This is a genomic window from Vibrio sp. R78045, from assembly GCF_042466085.1.
GTDB lineage: Bacteria > Pseudomonadota > Gammaproteobacteria > Enterobacterales > Vibrionaceae > Vibrio > Vibrio cyclitrophicus.
In genome coordinates, this window is record NZ_JAXHBS010000013.1 from 1,092,822 (window position 1) to 1,119,744 (window position 26,923).

The 26,923-nt window shown below is 43.4% G+C and carries 22 protein-coding genes; 9 read left to right on the forward strand and 13 right to left on the reverse strand.

The window, feature by feature from the left end; genetic code table 11:
• The first annotated feature begins 272 nt into the window (after positions 1-272).
• Positions 273-497, forward strand: a complete 225-nt coding sequence (locus tag SJY39_RS15430) for a hypothetical protein (protein WP_065099303.1) — start codon at positions 273-275, stop codon at positions 495-497.
• A 61-nt stretch (positions 498-558) separates the two neighbouring features.
• Here SJY39_RS15430 and SJY39_RS15435 read toward each other — a convergent pair whose 3' ends face one another.
• Positions 559-729 (reverse strand): hypothetical protein, encoded by a 171-nt coding sequence (locus SJY39_RS15435; RefSeq protein WP_372042778.1) that lies wholly within the window; start codon positions 727-729, stop codon positions 559-561.
• 279 nt (positions 730-1,008) lie between these two features.
• Here SJY39_RS15435 and SJY39_RS15440 point away from each other — a divergent pair, with 279 nt between their 5' ends.
• Positions 1,009-1,497 (forward strand): Lrp/AsnC family transcriptional regulator, encoded by a 489-nt coding sequence (locus SJY39_RS15440; RefSeq protein ID WP_010432115.1) that lies wholly within the window; start codon positions 1,009-1,011, stop codon positions 1,495-1,497.
• 143 nt (positions 1,498-1,640) lie between these two features.
• On the opposite strand, the gene SJY39_RS15445 is transcribed toward SJY39_RS15440, so the two are convergent.
• Both SJY39_RS15445 and SJY39_RS15450 read right to left on the reverse strand, forming a co-directional pair.
• Positions 1,641-2,345, reverse strand: coding sequence for a DUF445 family protein (locus tag SJY39_RS15445; RefSeq protein WP_016767099.1), 705 nt, complete (start codon positions 2,343-2,345; stop codon positions 1,641-1,643).
• A gap of 304 nt (positions 2,346-2,649) precedes the next feature.
• Complete coding sequence (locus tag SJY39_RS15450; protein WP_016767100.1) at positions 2,650-4,500, reverse strand: ABC transporter ATP-binding protein; 1,851 nt, start codon at positions 4,498-4,500, stop codon at positions 2,650-2,652.
• A gap of 529 nt (positions 4,501-5,029) precedes the next feature.
• Between SJY39_RS15450 and SJY39_RS15455 the strand changes: the two genes are divergently transcribed.
• Positions 5,030-6,004: an arginine deiminase-related protein gene (locus tag SJY39_RS15455; RefSeq protein WP_010432107.1), complete on the forward strand. Its 975-nt coding sequence runs from the start codon at positions 5,030-5,032 to the stop codon at positions 6,002-6,004.
• Between the two features lie 139 nt (positions 6,005-6,143).
• On the opposite strand, the gene SJY39_RS15460 is transcribed toward SJY39_RS15455, so the two are convergent.
• The 6 genes from SJY39_RS15460 to SJY39_RS15485 all read right to left on the reverse strand — a co-directional run bounded on the left by SJY39_RS15460 (position 6,144) and on the right by SJY39_RS15485 (position 12,198).
• Positions 6,144-6,773 (reverse strand): triacylglycerol lipase, encoded by a 630-nt coding sequence (locus tag SJY39_RS15460; protein ID WP_010432104.1) that lies wholly within the window; start codon positions 6,771-6,773, stop codon positions 6,144-6,146.
• 332 nt (positions 6,774-7,105) lie between these two features.
• Positions 7,106-7,681, reverse strand: coding sequence for a mechanosensitive ion channel family protein (locus SJY39_RS15465; RefSeq protein WP_010432101.1), 576 nt, complete (start codon positions 7,679-7,681; stop codon positions 7,106-7,108).
• On the reverse strand, positions 7,681-8,616 hold the full coding sequence (locus SJY39_RS15470) for a CorA family divalent cation transporter (RefSeq protein ID WP_010432098.1): 936 nt from the start codon (positions 8,614-8,616) through the stop codon (positions 7,681-7,683). The genes SJY39_RS15465 and SJY39_RS15470 overlap by 1 nt, the downstream gene beginning before the upstream one ends.
• Before the next feature lie 328 nt (positions 8,617-8,944).
• Entirely contained in the window at positions 8,945-10,567 is a 1,623-nt protein-coding gene (locus SJY39_RS15475; protein WP_016785431.1) for a phosphoethanolamine transferase, read from the reverse strand.
• 232 nt (positions 10,568-10,799) lie between these two features.
• Positions 10,800-11,369: a porin family protein gene (locus SJY39_RS15480; RefSeq protein WP_016767103.1), complete on the reverse strand. Its 570-nt coding sequence runs from the start codon at positions 11,367-11,369 to the stop codon at positions 10,800-10,802.
• Positions 11,370-11,619: 250 nt separating this feature from the next.
• Complete coding sequence (locus SJY39_RS15485; protein ID WP_010432088.1) at positions 11,620-12,198, reverse strand: porin family protein; 579 nt, start codon at positions 12,196-12,198, stop codon at positions 11,620-11,622.
• Between the two features lie 350 nt (positions 12,199-12,548).
• Here SJY39_RS15485 and SJY39_RS15490 point away from each other — a divergent pair, with 350 nt between their 5' ends.
• Both SJY39_RS15490 and SJY39_RS15495 read left to right on the forward strand, forming a co-directional pair.
• Positions 12,549-13,088 carry an isochorismatase family protein gene (locus tag SJY39_RS15490; protein WP_010432085.1) on the forward strand — a complete coding sequence of 180 codons (540 nt, stop codon included), beginning with the start codon at positions 12,549-12,551 and terminating at the stop codon, positions 13,086-13,088.
• A gap of 53 nt (positions 13,089-13,141) precedes the next feature.
• Positions 13,142-13,675, forward strand: a complete 534-nt coding sequence (locus SJY39_RS15495; RefSeq protein ID WP_016787456.1) for an AAA family ATPase — start codon at positions 13,142-13,144, stop codon at positions 13,673-13,675.
• 20 nt (positions 13,676-13,695) lie between these two features.
• On the opposite strand, the gene SJY39_RS15500 is transcribed toward SJY39_RS15495, so the two are convergent.
• Together SJY39_RS15500 and SJY39_RS15505 are read right to left on the reverse strand one after the other, a co-directional pair.
• Positions 13,696-13,860, reverse strand: a complete 165-nt coding sequence (locus SJY39_RS15500; protein WP_010432080.1) for a hypothetical protein — start codon at positions 13,858-13,860, stop codon at positions 13,696-13,698.
• 112 nt (positions 13,861-13,972) lie between these two features.
• Positions 13,973-16,036, reverse strand: coding sequence for an ATP-binding protein (locus SJY39_RS15505; protein WP_010432077.1), 2,064 nt, complete (start codon positions 16,034-16,036; stop codon positions 13,973-13,975).
• A 208-nt stretch (positions 16,037-16,244) separates the two neighbouring features.
• On the opposite strand from SJY39_RS15505, the gene SJY39_RS15510 reads away from it, so the two are divergent.
• The 4 genes from SJY39_RS15510 (at position 16,245) to lhgO (ending at position 22,551) form a co-directional block, all read left to right on the forward strand.
• Positions 16,245-17,588 (forward strand): sigma-54 dependent transcriptional regulator, encoded by a 1,344-nt coding sequence (locus SJY39_RS15510; RefSeq protein WP_010432074.1) that lies wholly within the window; start codon positions 16,245-16,247, stop codon positions 17,586-17,588.
• A 318-nt stretch (positions 17,589-17,906) separates the two neighbouring features.
• Positions 17,907-18,920, forward strand: coding sequence for a TAXI family TRAP transporter solute-binding subunit (locus SJY39_RS15515; RefSeq protein WP_010432072.1), 1,014 nt, complete (start codon positions 17,907-17,909; stop codon positions 18,918-18,920).
• Positions 18,921-19,133: 213 nt separating this feature from the next.
• A complete protein-coding gene (locus SJY39_RS15520; RefSeq protein WP_016767107.1) occupies positions 19,134-21,311 on the forward strand; it encodes a TRAP transporter permease in 2,178 nt (725 codons plus the stop codon).
• 25 nt (positions 21,312-21,336) lie between these two features.
• Positions 21,337-22,551, forward strand: a complete 1,215-nt coding sequence (lhgO, locus tag SJY39_RS15525) for an L-2-hydroxyglutarate oxidase (protein ID WP_010432057.1) — start codon at positions 21,337-21,339, stop codon at positions 22,549-22,551.
• Between the two features lie 171 nt (positions 22,552-22,722).
• Here the strand turns inward: lhgO and SJY39_RS15530 are convergent, their stop codons facing one another.
• Both SJY39_RS15530 and SJY39_RS15535 read right to left on the reverse strand, forming a co-directional pair.
• A complete protein-coding gene (locus SJY39_RS15530) occupies positions 22,723-24,273 on the reverse strand; it encodes a M28 family metallopeptidase (protein WP_016793247.1) in 1,551 nt (516 codons plus the stop codon).
• A 143-nt stretch (positions 24,274-24,416) separates the two neighbouring features.
• Positions 24,417-26,771, reverse strand: coding sequence for a M4 family metallopeptidase (locus SJY39_RS15535; RefSeq protein WP_016793246.1), 2,355 nt, complete (start codon positions 26,769-26,771; stop codon positions 24,417-24,419).
• Positions 26,772-26,923 lie beyond the last annotated feature (152 nt).

Consider the following 26,923-nt stretch of genomic DNA (forward strand, 5'->3'; position numbering starts at 1 on the left):
TTGCTGAGCTGTAATTTATAAAATTATGTGTTAATTCGACTAAAGTGCAACGTAGTTTTGAGGTTTACAATGTAAATTGAAACTAGGTTTTAGTGGGTGATAAATGAAAGAGGAAATATCTTTACGACGTTTGATGTCAAAAAATAGAAGAGAAAAATGGCTATTTTTTGAACTTGGCGCTCACTTTTGTTATTAGCTCGGTGAATTGTGGAACCGAATTGGACATGATATGTCAATTGTCAGTAACCACTAAAGACCTATAGGACAAAGGTATGCCTGATCTCTATTGCAAAGGATGTAAAAAAACAACACTACATAAGTCTATAATGAAACGTTGTGAATCAGAGCCCGAGACAGCTTCTGGCCGTATGATGCAATGGACGTCAAAGCTATTTAGTGGAAACCTGTATTACGATATGGAAACTCAGCACTTCTGTCGAACGTGCAACTGTCGTTGCGAAACGGCAAGTTCTGTTCCCCAAGTTGGTTTGGCTTAACATATAGTAAGTGCTTACTAACTTAGATCAAAAAACCTCCGTATAGGAGGTTTTTGCGTTTCTATGCGGCTTTGAGTGTCAGCTTTGTTTCAATGGCACAGCCATCAACCTTCACTTCCCACCCATAGTTTGAGTACTCATTTGCGAGTGCTTGAGCAACATCTTTAGAAACGGTAACGTGTGTCCATGGGCCAATACCGTATGGCTTGTATGCGAGTTCTTGTGTTTTCATAATAGAGTCATCCTTTCTCTTTGATAGTCATATTATTCACTTTGACCTATATCCTTTCTTTCGTTTCTAGCTCAACTTATTTGTTCTTAAGGTCATTTCTATAATAATTTGTTAATGGTCAACGACTGATTTATAAGGCTTGTTATTGGTGTTTGTTGATTTATATTTAATGTGAATAACGCAAGTGTATTTAGTTTTTTAAATGTGTGAGCGGGGTTTTGTCTGATAGCCCTCACTATAGAATATACTGAGCCGAATTTAGAATGTTTAAGGAATATTATGTCTCAGCATCAACTCGACCGTATCGATAAAGAGATACTAAGAATTCTGCATATGAAAGGGCGCTTGCCCGTGGTCGAGCTGGCAAAGCAGGTCAATCTAACCACTTCCCCTTGCTCTGATAGACTCAAGCGATTGGAAAAAGAGGGGTACATAACGGGTTATCACGCTGAGTTATGTTCTGAAAAGTTGGGGCTGGATGTCCAAGTTTTTATCCATATTCGACTCGATCAAACCAGCTTTTCGATTTTTGATAAATTTGCTCAGGCCGTTGAATTGATGCCTGAAGTTGAAGAGTGCTATTCGTTGTCTGGTGATTTTGACACCATGATCAAGGTGCGGGTAAAAGACATGAAAGCGTACCAGGCGTTTATGGCTACTAAATTGGGGACATTACCTGGAGTGATTCAGACACGCAGTGAAGTGGTGATTGAAGAACATAAAAAGGGTTTTGGAGTGAATCCGGAGCTATTATCAACCTTAAAGTAGGGGCTTTCTAGTTAATTCTCGGCAGTTTCTCGTTGCTGTAGCGAATGTTATTCAGATATAAAAATGGAAGCTATTGTGAGCTTCCATTTTTTATTGAGTGCGGATATATCGGCTAAACGATCGAGTTAGCACTGATAGACAGTTTACAGCGTGATGGCCGCAGAGATTAAGCCAATCACACCACCGAATACACCGCCCCAAACCACTAGCCAGCCAAGGTGCTTCTTGATCATGGTTTGAACCATCTCTTTCACGAGTTTTGGTGTTAGTTCATTCAAACGCTGGTCGATGATCGCTTCAATGTTCTCTTTGATTTCATCCATCATTGCAGGCGATTCAAGTTCATCCTTGATGGCATTTTTTACAGAGTCACTCTTGCTGATTTCAATTACTGACTCTTGCATCTTCTCTACAAATGGCGCTTTCATCGGCTGCAGGGCTTCTGTGCCGCCAACCATCGCCAACATGCCACCAAACTGTGAGTTCTCGATAACATGAACCAGTGAATCGAATGCAGGGTTAAAGTCGATCTTCTTAATCACGGGTTCTAGATTCAGCGACTTTCCGGTCATCTCACTGCTTAGGAAGCGGTCGATGTTACTTTCGGTAAAAAATTGTTCCATCATCAGTTGTTTAATGGCCGCCTTGAACTCTTCAAAGCGCGCTGGAATAACGCCAGAACCGTATAAACCGGGCACTTTCTCGAACAACATGTGAATTGCAAGCCAGTTGGTGATGGCACCAGAAAAGGCAAATAGGCCTGCATAAAGTAAGTATTGGTTGGTCGTCGCATAGCCGCTAGCAAGTAGCAATAACGCTATTACGTTAGTTAAGACACTTTTGTTCATGGTTGATCTCTCGAAAGAATATTGCGTATTGCGCGCATTTTAAGAAAAAAACGCCAAGAAAAAAACAAAAGGATCGACGAAGTTTATCGTGCAGACAGAATAGATGAGAAAGGGCCGAAGCTGAACAGGTATAAAAAAGGCTAGCCTCCCCCCGAAGTCTAGCCTTATTCCAGAACGCGCAAGCGAAGCGTCTTGTCCCGTTAATGTCATTATATAATTACGACATAACATTCTGCTATGTGTAATTTACCAGTAATTGACAAATTGGTGTGAAACACGCCGCACTTTTAAAGTAGCACATAAATTAAACGTTGGTCGCTTGCTCAAGATCATCTGCGATGAAGCCACCCGTTTGATGATTCCACAATTGAGCATAGATGCCATTTTGTTGAATCAACTGTTGGTGCGTGCCTTCTTCTACGATATTACCTGCATCGAGTACGATCAAACGATCCATTGCTGCAATCGTTGATAAACGGTGTGCAATCGCGATGACCGTTTTGCCTTCCATTAGCTCAATCAAACTTTCCTGAATGGCGGCTTCCACCTCTGAATCGAGTGCTGAAGTTGCTTCATCTAGAACAAGCAGTGGAGCATTCTTTAGTAGGACGCGAGAGATAGCGACACGTTGACGCTGACCACCAGAAAGCTTAACACCACGCTCACCTACTTGTGCATCGTAACCAACGTTACCAAATGGGTCGGTGAGCGTTTCTATGAACTCATGCGCGTGCGCTTGCTTCGTGGCTGCATACACTTCTTCATCCGATGCTTCAGGTCGACCGTAAAGAATGTTGTCTTTGATTGAGCGGTGAAGCAATGAAGTATCTTGAGTCACCATACCGATGTTACTACGTAGCGAATCCTGGGTAACGCTCGAGATCTCTTGGTCATCAATTAGGATGCGGCCGCTTTCTACATCGTGGAAACGTAGCAGTAAGTTAACTAGAGTTGACTTACCCGCACCTGAACGGCCAACCAAACCGACTTTTTCGCCTGGTTTGATGTTGAGGTTTAGGTTGTTGATCACCCCCTTATTCTCACCGTAGTTAAAGCTCACGTTATCGAAGTGGATGCCGCCTTGTGGAACTTTAAGTGGTTCAGCGTCTTTTTTATCTTCGATAGCGATAGGTTTAGATAGCGTTTTAATACCATCAATCACAGTACCTAGGTTTTCAAACAGACCACCGATCTCCCACATGATCCACTTAGACATCCCGTTAATACGTAAAGCCAAGCTGACAGCAATGGCAATCGCACCGACCGTGATTGCGTTATCTAGCCATAGGTAGATAGAGATACCAGCAATGCTGAACACCAATAGGTAGTTAGCGAATTCAACGCAGATGTTAAAGCCGGTAACTAAGCGCATCTGACGATGCACAGTATCAAGGAAGCCTTCCATGCCTTCTTCGGCGTATTCGGTTTCTCTTTTACTATGCGAGAACAGTTTCACCGTCGCGATGTTGGTGTAGCTATCGACGATACGACCTGTCATCAGTGAACGAGCATCGGCTTGTTCGGAAGAAACATCTTTTAACTTAGGGACAAAGTGCAGTTGGATACCGACGTAAATGAATAGCCAAATTAGCATTGGAGCCATTAAGCGCCAGTCTGACTCCGCGAGCATGAATAACATCGCCGTAAAGTAAACCGTCACATAGACGAACACATCGACCATTTTAGTCACGGTTTCACGCACCGCGAGCGATGTTTGCATCACTTTTGTCGCAACACGCCCGGCAAAATCATCTTGATAAAATGACAAGCTTTGCTTTAGAAGGTAGCGGTGTGCTAGCCAACGAATCGACATTGGGTAGTTGCCCAGTAAAGTTTGGTGAAGCAATAGCGAGTAAACACTGATTAATATTGGCATCACAATCAACAGCAAAACACCAAGACCCATCAGAGTGGATCTATTGTCGGCCAAAAAGGTGTCTGGGTTGCTTGTTGATAGCCAGTCCACCAGTTGCCCCATATAACCAAACAGTGCAACTTCGATGATCGCGATGGTCATACTCATTAATCCGAGCACGATTAATGGTTTTTCAAAGCCTCGAGTGTAGTGGCGACAAAACGCCAGTATTCCTGTGGGAGGTTGTATCGGCTCTCCCTTTGGAAAGGCTTCGGTAAAGCCTTCAAATTTCTTGTACATAGATTTCCCTTTATAACTAATGCATCTATTAGCAACTGCATCGTCGTGAAGCTTGTTTTTATAAATTTGGTTTGAAATTTTATAAGTGCTAATGAGTTCTTATCAGTATGACCTCATTAGATAGATTTTCGTTGTTAGTTCTTTTTAAGTGACGCAGGAAAGGTTCAAAGAGTGTCTTTCACGACGCTTATTTTAGATTGATACGGACTGGAAAAGTTAGGCTTATTTCAAACGTAATTGATTGTTATGCAACGGTGATAATCCTAACGTTAAATGAATTAAATTGTAACCTAAACTCGAGCCAAGCTAGAGAATGACGTTGGGATATTTATTCATCAGTTTCTCTAACTAATATGCAAACAGTTGGTTCTTTCTGATGTGCTGTTATCTTGCAGTAAAAATTGCGGAATAAACTGATTTTTGCAGTAATTGTTTGGGATAAATATTCAAATCATTATTATTTTCAGTGAATCTTGTCGTAACAAGTTGTTTACAATTCTGAGGTAGATAAAAGATAGGGACGGTTGAGATGTTAAACCTACACAAAAAGTCACTTCACATTAGTAGTGTTCAAAACGCCAATTGCGTTGTTATGGTGCCACCAAAAGAGTTTCGTTTTAACGAAGAAACTGCGCGTGATAATGAGTTTCAGAACAGAGTGAATCTGACTGAAGCCGAGGTGAAGCTAGAAACGATGGCCGAATTTAAGGCTATGGTGGTTTCGTTGCGTAAAGAAGGTGTGCAAGTTGTAGAGTTTGATTACCCTGAATTGGGTGTAGAAACCCCTGATGCGGTTTTTCCCAATAACTGGTTTAGCACTTGCAGTGACGGTAGTTTATTCACCTTTCCTATGGCGTGTGAGAACCGCCAGCATGAAGTTAAGCCACATGCTCTTATTGAAGCGTTAGAAGCCTCTGGCCGTATTGTTAATCACAATGAGTCTCTAGAGTCGTATATTGACCAAGGTTCCTATCTAGAGAGCACTGGTGTGATGGTGATCGATCATATTAATAAGACGATCTATGCAGCGCTTTCTCAGCGTTGCGATCGTGAAGTATTAGAAGATTATGCGAAGCGTATTGGTTATTCGCGCGTAGTTTCCTTCCAAACGGCATTGCCGTCTGGTCAGCCTATTTACCACACCAATGTGATGATGGCGATTGGTGATAACTTCTGCGTGATCTGTGATGAAGTGATTCCTGAATTTGAGCGTCGTTTTGTGGTGAAATCTCTTGCTAAAGACAAGCAGGTTGTCTCTATTTCAATTGACCAGATGAACCGATTCTGTGGCAATATTTTGCAACTCGAAACGGTGAATGGCGATAAGGTGATTGCAATGTCTCAATCTGCTTATGATGCATTCTCTCCAGCGCAGTTAGCCCAGCTTTCGACACACGGAAAACTGCTGCCATTCAATGTAAAAACGATTGAAGACATTGGTGGTGGTTCGGTTAGATGCATGTTGGGTGAAGTGTTTTTGCCAACACGAGTGAATCTTTTGTAGCTGGCTGCTTATTTCTAGTAATGAATCTTTTAATACCACTCTATCTGTAGAGTGGTATTTTTGTTTTAGAAGGGAGTGTATTTAGTTTTTGGCTTTTAGCTATAAAAGCCTAGAACCCAAGAAAGCGAAAAACAGCTAATCAGGCAGCTTTGAAAGCTCGGTGCTCTATGAACTGGGCAGAGAGAGTGACCACTTCTTTCGAATATACGAGCGCTGTGTGGTTGAGCTTGAGAGCACAGGTGTCTGTAGCGCCTCTTAGGTTCGCATCTTCGAGTGTGACCGTGCCATCGCCTGGATTCTTGCCTAACACAATTCTTCCTACACCAGCGTCGTAGGTGCCAGTGATCACACCTATCGGCACGTCGATATCATAGTCACCTAAGCCATCACTTAAGATCATTTTGCTCGAACCAAATATAAACCCGAGGCCATGATTAGACAGTGTTTTAGCGATGGTTGCCCCATTGTGAGGTGTACCTGCGGTAATAATGCAGGTGTCTGCAAAGTTGGGTTGGTAGAATTTAAAGTAGTGGCGAATCAGTAAGCCACCGAGTGAATGGCCAAAGAAGTAGACTTCATCATGCTCATCAAACCGCGCATTTATAAAGCGATTAAGGCGCTTTGCAGCAGAAGGAAAACGCAGAGAGTTGTAGGCGAACTTGTGCGTTGTAAAGCCACGTTTTTTGAAGTTCCTATCCAGATATTGCATGATCAACGCAGGCATATATAGACCATGAATTAAAACTATATGTTTGTTTTTATTATTCATTTTTATCCTCCGTATGATGGTGTCTCCAGTATATTTAGTCGCAAATCTAAACTCAATAAAACTTGCGGCTAATGGGACACAAAAGACAGAGGTGTACGTTATAGACAGAGTGCTCGTTATAGATAAAGAGTGGTTACTCCGATCTCACTCCACCATAAACATCAATGGTTAAGCCACCGTTTAGCGTAAGTATCGGGTGTCAGACTTTTTACCTTATTGAAGCTTCTCTCTAATGTTTTTTATTAGCAAGTCACTTGTCACTAAACTCTGCAATCGGTTTTGAACTAAGCACTGTTAATACCTTACGGGTCGGTTCGTTGAGTCTATAAATCTTACGATTTTGAATTTTCAGCTTTGATGAGTTTTGTATCGACAGTTTCACTCTTTAACTCAGGCTCAACTAGTACCTTTATCACGCCTTTTTGTAGGATCAGGTTATTAGGGTAGGTGATGATGTTGCCCGAACTGTGTCGAAGAATAACGTGGAACATGGTGATATCGATGATCACGCCACTGATATCTTCGTCTTTCTCTGCGACTCTTACTCTGTCGCCAATGCGATAAGGGAAGACGAAAAATATTAGTACGCTGGCTGTGAGGTTACTTAGAATCGACCATTGCGCGAATAAAGCGACACCCAGCACCGCAAATATGGATGACAAGAACAGCGAAATATCACCAAAACCCAAGTTAAGAACAATCGTAAACACTGCGATGAAGAGCAGAAATAGTAAGATATTGAAACACTTAATCACGAACTGCTTTCGCTTCAATTCGACGCGCTTATTTTCCGCTAATGTTTCTATCCAATTTTTCCCCAAGCGTTTTATCACCCAATACACAGTGATAAGAAGTAAACCTAAACCCACTTGTTTAAGCCACATATTGGATTGCAAAAACTCAACCATTAAATAAACCTTAATTTTTTCAAAATAACGACTTCAATCGCAACGACCATCAACAGTCCAATACAAAACAGCGGGAATGCCACAGGGTTGTCTGTTCCTGGGATTCCAGCAATATTGACGCCCAATAAACCGGTGAAAAATCCGGCAGGGAGGAAAATACCCGCAATGATAGAAAATAGGTATGTATTTCTATTCATTTTTTCAGCTTGTTGCTGACTTCTACTCGCCAAAAACACATTAATCTGGTCGATATAGAACTCAACGGATTCGTTAATCCTCAAAATGGTATCAAGACTGTTTTTGATATGACTGTTGTGCTTACTCAGCGGGGCTGGTAAGTCATTCATTAAATCCTCGAAAACGTATTTCTGTGGCTTCAAATAGCGTCTTAGTCTGAGTAGCCTAGAATGCAGAGCATTGATGGACTTAATATCGTGATGAGATTCAGACTCTAGCTCATCAATCAGTTGTTCAACGGGAGTCAAGAAGCTTGATATGTAATGGTTGATTCCTCGGATCATGCCTAGTAATACATCAGGTAACGATGTCGGGCCTTGGCTTTGTTTGAGATCAGATATTAGGTTGCTAACCGCTTTTGAAGGGACCTTGCGTGTCGATATTAAAGTGCCTTTGTACCATAAGATACGTAGGCTAAGCATGTCGTCAGGGTTGGCACCTTCGTTTAGATTAATGCCTCGCAGAATCATTAAAAAGCAGTCGTGCCCAAATTGTTCAAATCGAGGACGAGTGTCATCGGTAAGTAGTGAATCGATGATGGCGTTTGGAACCGTATTACTGTGGAGCCATTCTCTCAAACCGTCAGCATCTCTTTGGCAATGATACCAAGTTGATTGCTCGAATTGGGCTGGGCTGGTGGTGTGCTCATGTGCCACACCTTCTGAAAATTGCCAGCTTGAAATTATGAAAGCGTCCATTCGCTGTCCTTAATGATATGACGAAACCATCGATATTAGAGCACGATTTAAGTGCCTATATTAGCTCTATTTTCTTAGAGAACGAGAGCCGAGATAACAAGTGCTGGTAGAACGTTTGGTTAGAGAAGTTACTCTTATGAGTTCTCGGATTTATAAGTACCGTTCCCTAATAAATGTAGCTCATTGTTTCGTCGTTATAAATTAGCACTCTGGTCCCATGTTAGCGACGAAAAAAAAGAAAAGACCGAGGTCTTTTCTTTTGAGAGAGAGTTGAGGAGAGCTTGCTCAGGCAACTCGAGTTTTCCGATGGTTTACATAAGCAAAAGCGCTAACGACACGGTGCGAAGATATCTTGTTCCTCTCTATACTCTTTGGTTTGTACATCCATCAGGCCAAGCAATGAATCGAACAAATTGTCGTGAGAAAAGCTCTGTTCCTTTCCTTCTTTACGCAAGCAAGTGTCACTGAGCCCTTTCTCTGTAGCAAAGTCATCAGACATCCATAGAATCATCGGAACATGGGTTTGTTCTTTCGGTGCTAATGAATAAGGCATGCCGTGTAAGTAGACGCCATTTTCTCCCAATGACTCTCCATGATCGGAAATGTACATCAGCGCGACATTGTACTTATCGGTGAGTTTTTCTAGCTTCTTAATAGCCTGTGAGAGAAAGAAATCTGTGTACAAAATAGTGTTGTCGTAGGTGTTGAGGACTTGCTCTTTGGTACAGTTTTCGATGTCAGAACGTGGACAATCTGGCATAAATTTCCTATGTTCTTCAGGATAACGCTCATAGTAAGTTGGGCCGTGAGAACCGGAAATATGATAGAAAATGATACTATCTTGCTTAAGATCTTGGGTATCTTGCTCAAAGCTCTCTAACATCGCTGTGTCGTAACACACATCGTTGTTACATAGCGGGTCGCTGTCTTTGGCGACGAGAGTCATCTCTTTGATTCGGTGCGCAACGGCTTTGTCTCCACCATCATGTTCTCTCCAAATAGAGTGAATCCCTGCGCGGTTCATGATGTCGACTACGTTGTCTTGGTTGTAGGCTTTGTCGCGATCATAGTTGCTGCGATTCATGTTAGAAAACATACACGGAACAGAAACTGCAGTGGCCGTTCCACACGACTGAACATCAGAGAAAAATATCGGATTGTAGGGCTTGGTATGAGCATTGGTTTCTTTCTCATAGCCATAATATTGATAGTTGTATACACGTGCTGTTTCACCAAGAACAAACACCAATAAGGTTGGTTTTTCTGCTTGTTTAGTTTCTGGTTTTAGCTGTGCGTCTAAGCCTATTTCTTGGTACGGGATTGGCTCTTTGATATAAGTATTATTGATGTACTTAACGGTTGATGCCACGTACTCCGTTGGAATGATCATCTTCTTGAGATGAGAATTATTTCGGCCAATCGATACGTAATCTTTGTAAAATAGCCCTGCAATAATGGCAATGACGATTAACGAACTCAATAATCCTATCGATTTCCAAATAGCAAAATCTTTCCAAGACTCTCTTTCAAGGTTCGTCAATAAAAGTACTAGTGATGGTATACCACCCATCAAAACAAACCAGAAAATAGAATATAGGCTTAAATAACTGGCGGCTTCTCCACTGTTGGTTTCAAAAACGTTTTCTATCATTCCATAGTCAACAAAAATGCCATAGCTGAACATGCTGTAGCTGACCAGAGAGGAAGTAAGCAGTAACAAGATGAAAAAGGCCTTGGCGAATATCGGCCAGTTAAAAACTTGAAAGATAAAGTTGAATGCAGCGAGAAAGAAGAAGGGAATTGAGATTATGAACCCAATACTTTCCGCTTTTGAGGCACTAAGAATATTGAATAACTCGCGCGAGATCGGCAGGTTGATGACAAGTAAATAATACAATGCCAAAACGAAAGGGAGTTTGTTTATCGACATATTTAAGCGCGGTAGATTCATTGTCTTGTTTTCCTGCGTCTCTTGTCCCTTTATTTTAGTCTCGCTACCAAGAAAGCTCTAATATCAATGCATAAAGCTCAGGAAGTGATGGAGAGCGATAAACCGGCTAAAGTGAAATGACGCGATAGGGCGTGTAGAAACAAAAAATTCACTTTACTGAGTGACCTTCATGACAAGGTGGAACAGCAAAGTGAATTAGTATATTTAGCTTATTCTATGTAATTCAATCACATTAGAAGTTGTATGAACCACCGAAGCTAATGCTGTTGAAGGCAAGTGTTTTGTCTTCTTTCTTAAAGCCGTAGTCGTTCTCAACACTCACCGCATCTGCTTGTGAAATTAGGCGAAGTGTTAGGTGTTCGATTGGCGTGTATTCAACACCGACACCAAAGTGGAAACCAGTACCACTGTCGTCATCATAACCAGCACTCTGGTTTGCATTTAGGTCAACAGAACTTAAACCAGCCAATACGAATGGACGGATAGTATTGTCGAACGTGTAACCGATGTTTGCAGATGCTGAAATAGATGTTGGCGACAGTTTTGCTGCCCCCTTTTTGTAGTCTGCGTAATCGTTGTAGCCAAGCTCAACACCAATGATGCGATTGAATTGGTAACCGCCGTATAGGTTGTAGCCCATGCCATTTGAATCTAAATTACCTTGACCATCTGTATCAGAATCTTGGTAGATACTAAGTCCGCCACCAATGTAAGCACCGCCGTCAGTTCCTGCTGCTAAAGCTGGAAGAGAAACTGCGCCAATTAAACCTAGTGCTAATGCTGATTTCGCTATCTTGTTCATCTTTGTTACTCACTCTGTCATGTCTTCAAATGTGATTGTCAGTCACTATCGATTGTTAATCGTTTTTAGTTTGTGGCCTCTAGACCGTTGTTGACAATTATCCCTGAGTTTTTTACTCATTACTGTATGGCTTTGTAAGTTGAATCGTTACATAGAAACAAAAATTCACTTTACTGTGCTGTCTTATTACAGGGCAGAGCAGCAAAGTGAATTTTGGTTATTTACTTACTATGTAATCACTGGGAGCACATCAGAAGTTGTATGAACCACCGAAGCTAACACTATTGAACGCAAGTGTGTGATCATCACTTTTGAATGAGCCGTTACTTCCGAAGGAATAGTTGTCTTCCACATTTACCGCATCCGCTTGAGAAATCAGGCGAAGTGTTAAGTGCTCAATTGGTGTGTATTCAACACCGACACCAAAGTGGAAGCCAGTGCCACTGTCGTCATCATAGTTTGCTGCGCTATTTGCATGAAGGTCGACCGAGCTTAAACCTGCAAGTACAAATGGACGAATGGTGTTGTCGAACGTATAACCGAGGTTAGCTGATACAGAAATAGACGTTGGTGAAAGTTTGTCTGTGCTGTTCTTGTAGTCTGCATAATCGTTGTAGCCAAGTTCCACGCCAACGATACGGTTGAATTGATAACCGCCGTATAGGTTGTAGCCCATTCCGTCTGAATCTAGGCTTGGCGCACCGTCTGTGTCTGAGCCTTGATAGACACTAAGCCCACCACCGAGATAGGCACCTCCATCAGTGCCTGCTGCTAAAGTTGGAAGTGAAACTAAACCAATTAAACCGAGTGCTAATGCTGATTTTTTCATGATAATACCTTGTTTACTTATCCTGTGATGGAAGTCACGGTATCGCTGATTTTTGATCTGTAAAACCCTCAGAAATGAAACCTATCTTCTCATTCATCGTGCGATTATATGCGGCTCTAGAGTTTTCAATAGTTAACGAGATTTTGCGCGGTTATATTGTATATAAATAAAATTCATATATTGACAAATGGTTAAATTTGCTAAATAAAACGATGTTTTTAATTTTTCCTTGATTGGTTTTTTATACTAAACTATTGAAATAAAAATATTTTTTAATGGCTCACTAGCGCTGTAGGTGATTTTTTTTGATAAACCCAAGCGTTTGATTCATCCATAACAAGGAAAAAGTAATGCTAATCAAAGAAAAGACAGGCTTGGTTGTTGTGGATGTTCAAGGCAAGTTAGCGTACCTCGTCGATGAGAGCGATACGCTAATTTCTAACTGTAGAAAGTTGATTAAGGGCGTGCAGGTTTTGGGGCTGCCAATTGTTAGCTTGGAGCAGAATTCTGAGAAGTTAGGTGCTACGGTCGACGAACTTAATGACCTATTGAGTGATGCTAAGCCGATACAAAAATTTACGTTCAACGCGTGTAACGAGCCCAAGTTTGTTGAGGCAGTGCAAGCCAAAGATGTGGATACGTGGTTGGTTTGTGGTATTGAAGCTCACATTTGTGTCTATCAAACCGCAGTGGGTTTGTTGGAACTTGGGTTCAAGGTTCAAGTGGTTAGTGATTGTATTAGCTCGCGAACCGCACTCAACAAGGGGCTGGCAATCCGTCGACTAACCGATGCTGGTATCCAAATCACAGGATTGGAAATGAGCTTATACGAGCTAGTGAAAGATTGTCGTGCACCAGAATTTAAGTTCATTCTATCCTTAATTCGTTAACTTGGGTTTCGTTTAGGTCCGATTCGTTAACTTTCCATTTTGAAGAGGTTTATTTGAACAATCTAATCGTATTTACCGGAGGGCCGGGATCTGGAAAAACCTCAGTCATCGATGCTTTGAAAAGTCTGGGCTATCGCTGCGCACCAGAAGTTGGACGTAAAGTGATTCAGCAACAAGTCGAGCAACAAGGTAGAGCCTTGCCGTGGTTAGATAAAGTGGCTTTTCGTGACGAAATGGTGCGAGAGGAGTTAGCGAATTACCAAGCGTTTGAGGAAAGTGAGCAACTCGTTTTCTTTGATAGAAGCATCGTAGATTCATACGGTTACAGCTTGTTAGAAACGTTGCCTATTTCAGAGCCTTTGATGAATAACTGTAATGAACTGGAATACAACAGCAAGGTATTTATCTTCCCGCCATGGGATTCGATTTTCATCAATGACCAAGAGCGCAAGCAAGATTTTGATGAAGCGATCGCCACCTATGAAAAGATGGTGACAGCCTATAATCAGTTTGGTTATCAGCTGGTGGAAGTGCCTAAGCTATCTGTTGAGGTACGAGTCGAGTTTATCTTAGCCTCGGTTGGTTAGATTAATCGAAACAGTCGGTGTTACGGCTCTTGAGAGGCGATTGTCGAACCGCCACCTATACCGACAGCAATGATTTGTCTGGTGCTATGCAGCCAGCTGGCTGCGGTTTCAACGTCTTGCCCTTTGAACAGAGTGCGGTTGATGTCTAGGTTCTTGCTTGATTGTTTCGTTGATACTTTAGTCACTGTTTGCTCAACCGATTCATGCGTCAGACACGAATACCTACCAAGATGTACTCTCTTAATAAGCTAAAATATATACGAGTCAATTATCGTAATTTTTGAGTCATATTAGTAACTACGCACTATCACTATTCTGTAGCGTTAACGTGAATGTCATGCCTTGGTCTGGGTTGTTTTTCGCTATCAAGGTACCTTGCATATCCCGAACATTGTTTGCTGTTATAGCCAGCCCGAGTCCTAAGCCTTCGCCCATCTTTTTGTTGGTATGGAAGGGTTCGAAAATGGTTTCGAGTTGGTCTTCTGATACGCCACAGCCATTATCTTGCACTTTGATGATCACGCGTTGTTGATCGGTATGTGCGCTGATAACAATGGTCGCGGGTGTTTGATTTTGAGTGGCGTCTATTGCGTTTCGAATCAGGTTTCCAAGAACTTGGCTTAGCCTGGCTTCTTCACCCATCACCATAGAAATATTGGAGGCGATTCGTACTCGAATATCGACGTTTTCGAGATCGGCTTGGTGAATGCGTAGGGTTTCTTGCAGTGCGTCTGTCAGTGACACTGGGTATGGCTTTTCAAGTCTTTTAAAGGCGAATGACTTCAATTGGCTGGTCATGTTTGCCATTCGGTCGATAAGACTCATCACGAGATCCATGTTCGCTTTCAACATCTTGGTCTCGCCTCGTTCCATCAGTAATTGATTACTTGAAAGCAGAGTTTTTAGTCCTGTCAGTGGCTGGTTAAGTTCATGAGTGATCGCACTCGACATCCGCCCTAGTGCGGCAAGTTTGCTTGATTCAACCAGTTCTTGTTGTGCGTCTTTCAGGTCTTGTGTTCGCTCTTCTACACGTAGTTGAAGCGTTTTATTAGCATTTTGCACTGCAATTTCTGCTTTTTTACGCTTACTAATATCGATCACGGTACACAGATAATAAGTGGTCGCATGCCAAGGAAAGGCGCTTATAGAGAACAGTACCGGAAAGTAGCTACCATCGCTGCGCCTTGCCATAGTTTCGACGCTGGTTATTTCGGCCAGTTCTTGGTGTTGCTCTAGGTTCTGAAGCAATTGCAAGGTGGTTGAATTTGGATTGCCTGCCTCAAATAACTGCCAAGCTTTGATGTTACTGATCATTGAATCGGATAGTGAGAAGTAGTTCTTGGCCATGAGATTAATATCATGGATATGACCATGTTTGTCGATCAGCACTAGCCCAACGTGCGTTTTATTGATCATCCCAGACAGACGCTTTTCCGACTCTTCGATGAGTTTTTGTATTCGTAAATTGCTGAGCTTTTTCTGACGTCTTTGATAAAGAATAACCAGCAATAACAGAATGAACAGACAACCTACTGCGACGCTCCAACTTATCCAACTTGTGGTTTGGTTTAGGCTGGTTAACGGCGTTAGGTAGGTTAAGCGCCAATTCAGGTCGTCTAACTTTATGGATTGAATAAGGTAATCTTTATCTTTCAGTCGCCATACGCGAATGTGGGTTTGGTCATATAGCTCACGCTTTGTAGCGAGCGGTTGTGAAGTGAAATTTTCATTGAACCAATCTGCATTCAATCGGTGATCACTCGATAGAAAAAACTGATCGCGAGGGTTTTGAAACAAGATGGCTTCACCATCGGCAAACCATTGGTCGATCAGTAATGATAAATCAATTTGTACTGCAACAATGCCTACCACATCGGATGCTCGATAAACGGGTGCAGCAATAAAATAATCGGGTGTGACGCCTTTATTTTTGGTTACTAGGGAGATCGCACCGCCTTGCTGGTGGATCTTAGCGACAATAGTGCTGGCGCTTTTTTTACTGAGTTTGTTCCTTTCTACGCTAGAAACAAGCAAATCACCGTTTGCAGAGAGTAGATACCATCCTTTGGTGTTAGCCGCTTTGTCTAACTGAATCAGCTGTTTTTTAATGTGTTTTTGGAGGCGAATGTCACCATCAATAAAACGCACGCTGGTTTCATCGTTCGTCACGAGATAAGGCAAATAGTAAAAACGTTTGAGCGTGCGTCTTGCTTCGGCAATGTATCCAAGGAAGCGCTGTTCTGCGTAACGCTGAGCTTGTTCTAGCTTCCATTGGCTTATGCCACTTTTGGTAGTTACCTGAACTAAACCAATCAATAAACAGGCAAACAGGAACAACCAATATCGATTTTTGTTAACCATTCTTGATTAAATCCTTTTTAAATTATTGAGTTGAAAAGCTGCGTTTTATTACCACATGGAAGGTTGAATCTGGAACAAATTGAAGCTAGCAAACATTATAAAACTGTTAAAGGAGTGTTATTCAAAGTGGGAGCTAGCTCCTTTTAGTCTGCGGCTTTTTTACATACCGTGGTCGATATTATTTAGGTGTAAGCGATGGGAAGAGATCATGCAACGTATTGCTTTGATTGAAGATGATGCAATTGTACGTCAAGCAACCAGCCAATGGTTGCAGTTGGCAGGCTTCGATGTCACCGCATTTGAGGTTGGACAAGACGCGTTAGATGCGGTCGTGGAAGGTGATTTTCAGACCATCATTAGCGATGTGCGCTTACCTGATATTGATGGTGTTGAACTGTTAAGTCGCTTTAAAGATTTGGTGCCAGAAGTACCTGTTATCTTGATCACCGGACATGGTGATGTCGATATGGCCGTTAAGGCATTACAGCAAGGCGCGTATGATTTTATAGAAAAGCCGTTCGATCCAGAGCGTTTGTCTCAAACGGTATCGGAAGCGGTAGATAAACATCAAAGTGGTCAAGATAGGATAAATCGTCAAAGCTATTTGGATAACCTGAAGGGCATTGAACAAGTTCTGATTGGCCGCAGCAGAGTGATGTGTGCATTACGAGAACAAATACAAAAGGTCGCTTCAATTGATACCAACGTGATCATTTATGGTGAAACTGGCTGTGGGAAAGAGCTCGTTGCCTCTTGTTTACATAAATTTAGTCAGCGTAAACCTCATCCTTTTGTGCCACTAAACTGTGGTGCGATTCCAGAGAATCTATTTGAAAGCGAGCTGTTTGGTCATGAAGCCGGGGCATTTACTGGTGCTGCTAAACGACGCATTGGTAAGCTTGAATTTGCCGACAAAGGTACGGTCTTTCTTGACGAAATAGAAAGTATGCCGTTGTCGATGCAAGTAAAAGTGCTACGTACTTTACAAGACAATGTTGTTGAACGTGTCGGTGGTAATCAACAGCAACATGTTGATTTAAGAATAGTTTCAGCTTCGAAATGCGACCTTTTAAATCATCCTGACTTTCGCCAAGATCTTTTCTATCGTTTGAACGTTGCTCAACTGCATTTACCTCCCCTTAGTGAACGAGAAGACGATGCTCTTATCCTTTTTGAACACTTCACTCAAGAAGCGAACAGCGAAACCCGAGCGGCCAGTGAAGCCGATCGCTATGCCTTGTTGTCGTATGCATGGCCGGGCAATGTGCGTGAACTGCGTAATGTTGCGATTCGTTTTGCGCTGGATGAAAGCCTGACCGTTGGTGATATTTTGGCGTGTCGTCCTAATTCTGTCACAGAGTCCACAACGGCAGGCATCCCGTTGGCGGTTCAAGTGCAGAGCTTTGAACGGAAAGTGATTCATGATGCGCTAGTGCGTTATCAGGGACGCATCAATGATGTTATGCAAGACTTGGATTTACCTCGTCGAACATTGAACCAAAAGATGGTGCGTTATGGGTTGAATCGAAGTGACTACGTCGATTCTCAATGATCGGTTTGACAGTCGTGTTTATTGGATATTGATGAGCAATAAATGGCTCATCGTATATTTATCACTTTACAAACATTGATCACATAAATATAACATGATGTGACCTGGCCACCTTTAAGGGGATGTTAACTGCGGCTTTGGATAAGCAAAAAATAGCTTACTCATTAGTAGTGAAATAAGCAGAAAATGGCTTACTTTAGGTGGCTTTTAAAATAAATCATAATAAAAACAGTAGTTTAAAAATTGGCATTGTGCTTGCTATCTAGTGATTGTTGTTAACAAAAATATAACGTGAATAACCCTACATGGAGAGTAACAATGAAATACAACAAGCTAGTTAAAACTTTAGCGATAGCAATGGCTTCTCTTGGCCTTATCAGTAATGCGTCAGCTGAAGAAGATCGCAGCTATATTTTAGCGACGGCCTCAACGGGTGGTACTTACTATCCGGTAGGTGTGGCCTTAGCGACATTGAGTAAAGTTAAGCTTGCGCCTAAGCAGCACTTTTCTTTAGCGGCTATCAGCTCTGCGGGCTCGGGTGAGAACGTAAAGTTGTTGAATGAGAACGAAGCTCAGTTCGCCATTCTACAAGGTTTGTATGGTGCTTGGGCTTGGCAGGGTTTGGGGCCATATGAGAAATCTGGCAGACAAACTCAACTGCGTTCAGTTTCCATGTTATGGCAAAACGTAGAACACTTTATTGTGCGTTCAGATCTAGCAAAAACAGGTACAGTAAGCGATCTAGAGAACCTAAACGGTAAGAAATTCTCTATCGGTAAGAAGAACTCTGGGACTGAAAACTCAGGTCGTCAAATCATGCAAGGCCTATCCGTGGACCCAGAACAATTTAAACTCGCCTTTATGGGTTACGGTGGCAGTGCGAGCGCATTACAAAATGGCACAATTGATGGTATGAACACGCCTGCTGGTGTTCCTGTTGGTGCGGTGACGCAAGCCTTTGCAGCACTGGGTGAAGATATTCAAATCTTGTCGTTTACCGATGCACAAATCAAACAAGCGAATGGTGATTACAATATTTGGACCAAGTATGAGATCCCAGCAAACACTTATCCAGGTGTCGATAAACCAATTACTACGATTGCCCAACCTAACTTCCTAGCGGTTCGTGAAGACATTTCTGAAGAAGATGTGTATCAACTGACCAAAGCTATCTATGAAAACCTACCTTTCCTACAAGGTATCCACAAAGCAACCAAAGCAATGGCACTTGAGAAAGGGATCGCAGGCCTTCCTGTTCCGCTTCACCCAGGTGCTGCTCGTTACTATAAAGAAGTGGGTATAGAAATCCCTTCTGAGTTGATCGTCGACTAACCCTTTGTCTTCGATTAGCCATTTATCTTTAACTCGCTATTTGGCGTGAACGGAATATTCGCGTTAATTAATTGCTTGGTGCGTTTTCATCTGTTTCGGCTACTTTGTTTGATTTGACCGTCTCCGGCTCGTTCGATTATTTGAAGTGAAAACGCACCACCTTACTTTATGGATTTTCTCTGCGCGTTTGGCTGTGGAGAGCAGGAGTTTTCTATGAGCGATTCGCTGCAGCAGGAACTGAAAAAATTCGAATTGCCTACCCGAACAGATTTCCCTTGGGTAGGCAAAGCAATAACGACAATGGGAGTGATACTCTCCCTCCTACATATTTGGTTTAATACCTTATCTACCTTGCCAGAGCTTTGGATTTCGGCGACGCATTTCGCTGGTTTCGCAATCATTTGCGCACTTTGGTATCCCGCCCATGTCTCGCTTAAAAAAAGCAAAATAGCATTAGCTATCGATATTGGGATTGCCTTGGCTGCTTTAGCTTGCCTTATCTACATTCCCTTTGCCGAAGATGCGTTGTATGACCGAGGCGTAAAATTTATCGCCAGTGATTGGTTTTTCTCTATCTTGGCGATTGCCATCGTCATTGAGCTGATTAGACGCACTATGGGCTGGTTCATTCCAGTGCTTATCTTAGTGTGCTTAAGTTATGTAGTGCTTTGGGGACAATGGACCAGCGGTATTTTTCATTTTCCGGGTTTAAGCCTTGAGACGTTACTTTATCGAAGCTTTTACTCATCAGAAGGGATGTTTGGTTCGATCTCAAGAATCAGTTGGACCTTCGTGTTCATGTTCATCTTATTTGGCGCATTTTTAGTTCGATCTGGTGTCGGCGACTACATTATTGATGTATCCCGTGCCGCGGCGGGCAAAGTGATTGGTGGCCCTGGTTTCATTGCCGTTATTGGCTCCGGCTTGATGGGCTCTGTCTCCGGGTCGAGCGTAGCAAACACAGTATCGACGGGCGTGATCAGTATTCCCTTGATGCAAAAGGCAGGTTTCCCTTCGCGTTTCGCGGCAGGTGTTGAAGCGGCTGCATCCACTGGCGGGCAGTTGATGCCACCTGTGATGGGGGCGGGCGCGTTCATCATGGCCTCTTACACGCAGATCCCTTATGTCGATATTATTGCGGTTTCCTTTGTTCCTGCGCTTATCTACTTTTTGTCAGTGGCCTTTTTCGTGCGTATTGAAGCGAAGCGTAGTGGTGTACAAAAGGTGACCTCTGGCTGTGAACCTTTGTTAAAGGTATTGCTATCGGGCTGGCACAACCTGATCCCATTGGCCGTGTTAGTGACTTTGCTCGTTCAAGGCTTTACGCCGACTTACGCTGCGGGTATTTCGATTCTTTCTGTGGTGGTGGCATCATGGTTCTCTAAAAATCACAAAATGGGACCGAAAGCGATCATTGAAGCTTTGTCTCAAGGCGCAAAAAACATGGCGACAACGGCTGTGTTACTAGTTGGTATTGGTCTAGTTGTTAATGTCATTAGCACTACGGGAATTGGTAACACCTTCTCTTTGATGATCAACAGCTGGGCGAATGGCGAGTTACTGGTGATGATTGCGTTGATCGCACTGGCGTCTTTGATTCTGGGTATGGGGTTACCAGTAACGGCGGCTTATATTGTGTTGGGAACATTGTCTGCTCCTGCCTTGTATAAATTGATTGCTGAAAGTCAACTGCTCGACTTGTTGGTGTCAGGGCAGCTTCCTGAGCAAGCTAAAGCCATCTTTATGTTGGCTGCGCCAGATAAGCTTGATCTATTGAACGCACCGATGGCGTTGGAAACGGCGAAAGAGATGATTGCGTTAGTTCCTGCTGATTTTGTGGAAACTCTGCTTGAACAGAGCCTTGGCTTAGAAGCTATCAGCCTTGCACTGCTTTCGGCTCACTTAATTATTTTCTGGTTATCGCAAGACAGCAACGTGACTCCGCCTGTTTGTTTAACTGCATTTGCGGCTGCAACCATTGCTAAAACACCCCCGATGAGAACGGGCTTAATGGCATGGAAGATCGCCAAAGGCTTGTATTTAGTACCATTGTTGATTGCCTACACTAACTTGGTAAGTTGGGATGTGGCCTCCGTGTTAGTCACGGGTGGCTTTGCTGTTATTGGTACTTACGCGTTTATCGCGGCGATTGAAGGTTATTTAGAGAGCGAAGTTAATATTATTACTCGAGTAGTGTTGGTTGCGATAGGTGTAGCTCTAGTATGGCCTGATGTTTCAGTCGTGATCCGTTTGGTATGTGTTGCCATTTTTGTTGGTATCTTCATCTACAGCGGTCGTAAATACGATGCAAATCAAGTGAAAAAGGAATCAGAAAGTGAGGAAAAAAAGTTACCTCAAACCGGATCTAACACTGTCGCGTCTTCCCTATAATTAAAGGATTGAATGTAGGAATATTATGAACTCAACATACGACTATATTATCGTTGGTGGTGGCATTGTTGGTGTGTCGACGGCATGGCAATTACAGCAAGCTCACCCTGATCAAAGTATCCTTTTAGTCGAAAAGGAGCGTGGCTTCGCGCAGCACCAAACTGGCCATAACAGTGGTGTGATTCACGCTGGCGTTTACTACGCTCCAGGCAGTTTAAAGGCGGATTTCTGTAGGCGTGGCGTCGAGCGAACTATCGCCTTTTGCAGCCAACACGATATCCCTGTCGAAAACTGCGGTAAGTTGTTGGTCGCAACCAATGAGCAGGAAGTCGAGCGCATGAATGCGCTCTATCAACGTTGTTATGATAACGACATTGATGTCGATTTGTTGGACCAAGCGCAACTGAAACTTGCCGAGCCTAACATCACGGGCTTGGGCGCGATTTATGTCAAAACCACCAGTATCGTCGACTACAAAAAAGTGACCGAAGTAATGGCTCAAGAGTTTGTTGAGGCGGGTGGCAAGCTCAGCCTAGGCACAGAAGTGATCATGGCGGATGAACTGGAAGATGAAGTACAGTTAACGTGCAAAGTAGATGGTCAAACTCTACAACTGAACAGCCGATTCTTGATCACTTGTTCTGGTTTGATGGCCGACAGAATGACTAGCATGCTTGGCATTGAAACCGACTTTCAAATCGTGCCTTATCGTGGTGAGTATTATCAGTTGGACGCGAAACACAACCAGGTGGTGAATCACCTTATCTATCCGATCCCTGACCCAGAACTGCCTTTCTTGGGGGTGCACTTAACACGTATGATTGATGGTTCCGTAACAGTAGGGCCAAATGCAGTTCAAGGTTGGAAGAGAGAAGGCTATGGCAAGCTGAACTTTAGTTTTAAGGACACTTGGCAGATGTTGAGATTTGCGGGCTTTTGGAAAGTGACTGCGAATAATCTGAAAACCGGTTTGGTCGAGCTTAAGAACTCGTGGTGGAAGCCGGGCTATCTAAAATTGGTCAACAAATATTGCCCGAGCATTACGGTGTCAGATTTCAAACCTTACCCAGCAGGCATACGCGCTCAAGCGGTGCTCAAAGATGGTACCTTGGTTCATGATTTCCTGTTTGCCGAAAGCCCAAGAAGCCTGCATGTGTGTAATGCGCCATCGCCAGCAGCGACCTCTGCAATGCCGATTGGTGAATACATTTGTGGCAAGGTGATCAAAAAAACGTCTTAACTGTGAATTAAACTAATGGCTTGTTTGTTCGAACAGGGCTGTTCATAGCAAGTGAAGAGCGTAGATGATAAAAAATCCGCCAGCTCCATTCTATTTAGGATCGAACTTGCGGATTTTTGGTTTTAGCCGTGTTTGCTCGGGTTAGTGGTTAGCAAGCAACTAAACTTAAAGCTAATCAGGAACAAAGTTAGCGACGATGGTGACATCGTTAAAGTTACGGTAGCCGCGCACTATGATGTTGAATTCACCCGCTGGCTTGTTCAATACACACTGCTCGTTGCTACTGTTCTGGTATGGGCGGCAATCGTAGCTTGTTTTCGATACTGTACCATTGTGTTTCACATATAAATCCGCATCACCACTACGAGAGCCTGTTAATGTCACCGTTAACTGACCTGCACTTTCCGTTGTAAATGTGAAGAACTGCTCTTCACCATATCCTGCAGTAAGCCCTTCAACAGGCACGTCATTTTGCAGCTCTTTAGAGCCTGCAACGGGCGAATCAAGGCTGGTTTCGACAAGGTAAGCAATGGCCAGTTTGGCGAACTTGGTCGCATGTGTCGCTGTTGGATCGGAGTTCTCAAGCGTGTCGTGCTGAGTATGAATGTTTGGGTTGTAATCATTGAACATGCTCTCGAATGGCATGGCGGCTGGGTAGCCAACATTGTGCCAAGAGGCGTGGTCAGAACAGGCATAGCCACAATCATCGAAACCGTAACTGATGTTGCTGGCATAGGTGTCGATCAGCTCGCTTAAGTAGGTGGTTAAGTTACTGTCGGTATAGTCTGTGATGAAGGTGATATCGTGCGCCGAACCGTTGTAGTTGGTCATGTCTAATTGCAACACCGACACAACGTTTGCTTGTTCGTCTCTTAATGCATTGGCGACATCTTGTGAACCACGTAGCCCTACTTCTTCTGCAGCATAACCATAGAACTTAATGGTTTTGTCTGGCTGAATGCCACTGGCGATCATCAGGCGAAGCGACTCTGTTACCGTTGCAATACCAGACGCATCATCATCGGCTCCCGGTGAGATGGTGCCTTCGCTTGTCCAAGATCCAACGGTCGAATCAAGGTGTCCACCAACCACGACGATCTCTTCAGGATATTTAGCACCAAGCAGTGTCACTTCAACGGATTTCTGTGGGTATTCGGCATGCGTGATCTGGCGTGCAGACGCATACGGCACATCCTTAATTTCTGTTTCCCAACGCTCTAAAATCCAATCTGAAGCAGCAACACCAGTAGAAGTAGTATAAAAACGGTTGGTGAAGTTGGTTAGATTTTCAATGGTCGTGACCATGTTGTTCGGCTCGATCTGAGCGAGTAGGTCGTTCACTGTGTCTTGATGGCTGATTACCGGCTTTTCGAAGGTGCTCATTGTTAGTGGCATCGCTGCGGCTTTGAGTGCGCTTGCTTTGTCTTCGTGTACCATGTAGCCACCACAACGGTGGGTTTCTTCGTGCATGTGGCTGGATAGTTTAGCGAGCTCTTTCTGGTTGATTTTCGCGACGATGGAATGCTTGTTTCCCGTCACGCTTGGGTAAACTGTTGCGCCATGTTGAGTCATTATATGCTGTGCGTCAGCATCGGTGGTGATCCAAACTTCTTCGTTCGCTGGTGGTGTGATTCCTAGGGATGCGTAAGCCGAAGTACTGTTGATTAAGGCTAGAGAGCCTCCGAGTACAGCTAAAGCTAGCATGCTTTTTTGAATAGCCATTTGTCGTCCTTTTTATGGTGAGTATTGTTATCTTGATGGGTGTGATTTTTGTGTAATGCGTGGATGTTTTTGTGTAGATGTTTCATGCGCTAAACAGACAATAGAGAAAAGGGCCCCTTGCGGAGCCCTGAATTTGCTATCGATTACTGTGCTTTAATGAAACGGTAGTGCTTGGTTTCTGAACAGATATCGCTTGAGGTACACACTTGGTACTCCACATCTACTGTGCCGTTGTGACGGAACTTGTCTACGTATGAGTTGAAGTCTGTCGCACCAACATTCTTGCCGTTACGCTTAATCACGAAGTAGTCGTTGGTGTCGTAATCCCACGCCAGCTTAACGCGAGCTTTGCCGTTCGGGTTTTTGTTACCAAACTTCAGTTTTAGTGGGAAGCCTTCCGCTGAGTTACCTTCAATCGTAATAGATTTGCTTGTTGATGTTGCAACGCCTGCATCGTCAGTCACGGTTAGGGTAACCACGTAGTCGCCAGCTTCAGCATAGGTATAACGAGTCACTTCACCTGTTTGCGTGTTGCCATCGCCTAGGTTCCATTGGTAAGAAACGATCTGACCGTCGCTATCCGAACTTGTGCTGCGCAGTTCTACTTCTTTGCCTACAACCGTGTGTTCGAAAGAAGAAACTGGCGGTACGTTAGCATTGCCAGATTCGTACGATGCTGTTAGGTTTGCACCTGCGTAATCTGAGTAACCTAGAACGTTAACCGTGTAACGACCTGCGGTTGGGTTTTCAATCACACACACTTCGTCTGTCACGGTTTCACTCTTACAAATATTTTCTTGAGAGCTTGGCGCATAATCTAGACCGACATACATATCCGGGTCACCAGTAGACACAGCAAGATCAATCGTCAGCTTGTCTTGGCCTTCTGGTACTTCGATATCGAAGTAAGTTTTCGAACCCGTTTCACCAGCGACTGCGGCTTCAACACTATTCTCAAGACGTTGATATTCCGGTTCTGGTGGAAGTGGCGGTTCGCCACAAGGTGATACACCGACTAAGTTGAACGCAGAAACCACATCTTCGGCACTGTAACCAAGGTCAGTTGCTGAGTTTTTCACACCACAAGCTCCTTGCCAAAAATCGGTGTTTTCAGACCAGTAGATTTGGTTGGCTAACACGAACAGTTCGAAGGCTTTCTTGGTGTCCCAACCTTGTGTGGTTGCTAGGTGGTAGAACGCTTTGTTGAACACGCCTGAGCTGTAATGCACGTTCAAGCCATCGTAGTATTCGGATGCGTTGTTGATAGAAGAACCATCGCGTGATGGATCGTCCATGTAACGCAGCGCGCCTTCGCCTTTGAAGATATTTCGGCCGACCATCCAGTCATTGGTGCCCTTCATGTAGTATTCAGCCGCTTCACCCGCCATATCAGAGAAAGCTTCGTTCATACCCCCGGATTGATTCGCGTAAACCAAACCTGAGTTTTGCTCAGTGAAACCGTGGCTCACTTCGTGTGCTGACACGTCTAGGCTAACAAGTGGATAGAAGAAGTTTTCACCATCGCCAAAGGTCATTGCCTTGCCATCCCAAAATGCATTCTCGTAGTTGTTACCGTAGTGAACACGCATCATGAGTTTGAAAGAGAGTGGCGCTGTGTCGAACCAGTTCTTATACATGTCGAACACGATGTTACCGAAGTAGTGTGCATCGTTGAGCGGAGAGAAGGCTCCATTCACTTCTTTATGTTCGTTACGAGGACATTCATAGCTATACGTGGTATCGCCATCGGTCGCACCATTTAGGTCAACGGTGACAACATTTTCCGATTCCATCACACACTCTGTGCCATTTTCTACCACATCAAGGTAGTGGTAGTCGGTACCGTATTCGTAAATGCCCGTTTTTTCGTTACCACCGGGGCCTGTTCCGATCTGTGCGTGAGCAATACCTTCCCAACGGTCGATAACTTCGCCTGTATGTGCATCAAGCATGGTGAATGGTCGAGTCGGCTGTTCTCTGCCTTCAACGAGATAAGAGACAACGTAGACTAGGCGTGTTTTGTCATGTCCTTGTTTTCCTGAACTTTGATAAATAAACAGTTCATGTTGGACGTTGTCTAAAGATTTGCTGGTTAAGCCCTGAACCTTGAGATCTTTACTCGCAAACTCAACCGCTTGAGAGCTGTTGATCGATGGCTTAACAAAAGATCGCTCTAGGGTCGACGTTTTAAGGTAGTTGCCTTGAACAGACTTGAGTGCGCCACCTTGGACACTTTGGGTGGCATTTAGGTAGTGCCCCCAAACAGGTGTTCCCCAGATGTTCTGTTGGATCTTAACTTTGTAGATACCACGCTTTTTGAGGCTCACCTCTTTTACCATCTCAAAGCTAGAGGCATTACTGACACCTAATTGAGCATTTAACCCAGAAAAGTTAGTAAAATTGATCGGTTGATTGATTTGAATGGATTCACTTGCGTGCACAGACAAAGACATAGCGCTGGCTATAGCAACGGCAACTAAACGTTTCTTTATTTTCATTGTTATTTTCTCTTTCCATGTAAAAACAAAGACGAAAGTAACAAACTCATTACAAATAATTTACATCATTCGATCTGATTAATTAGTAGCATGGCAATGATCGCTTTTATTCATGAAACTTATATCTTGCACATTTACAGCTAGTAATCATT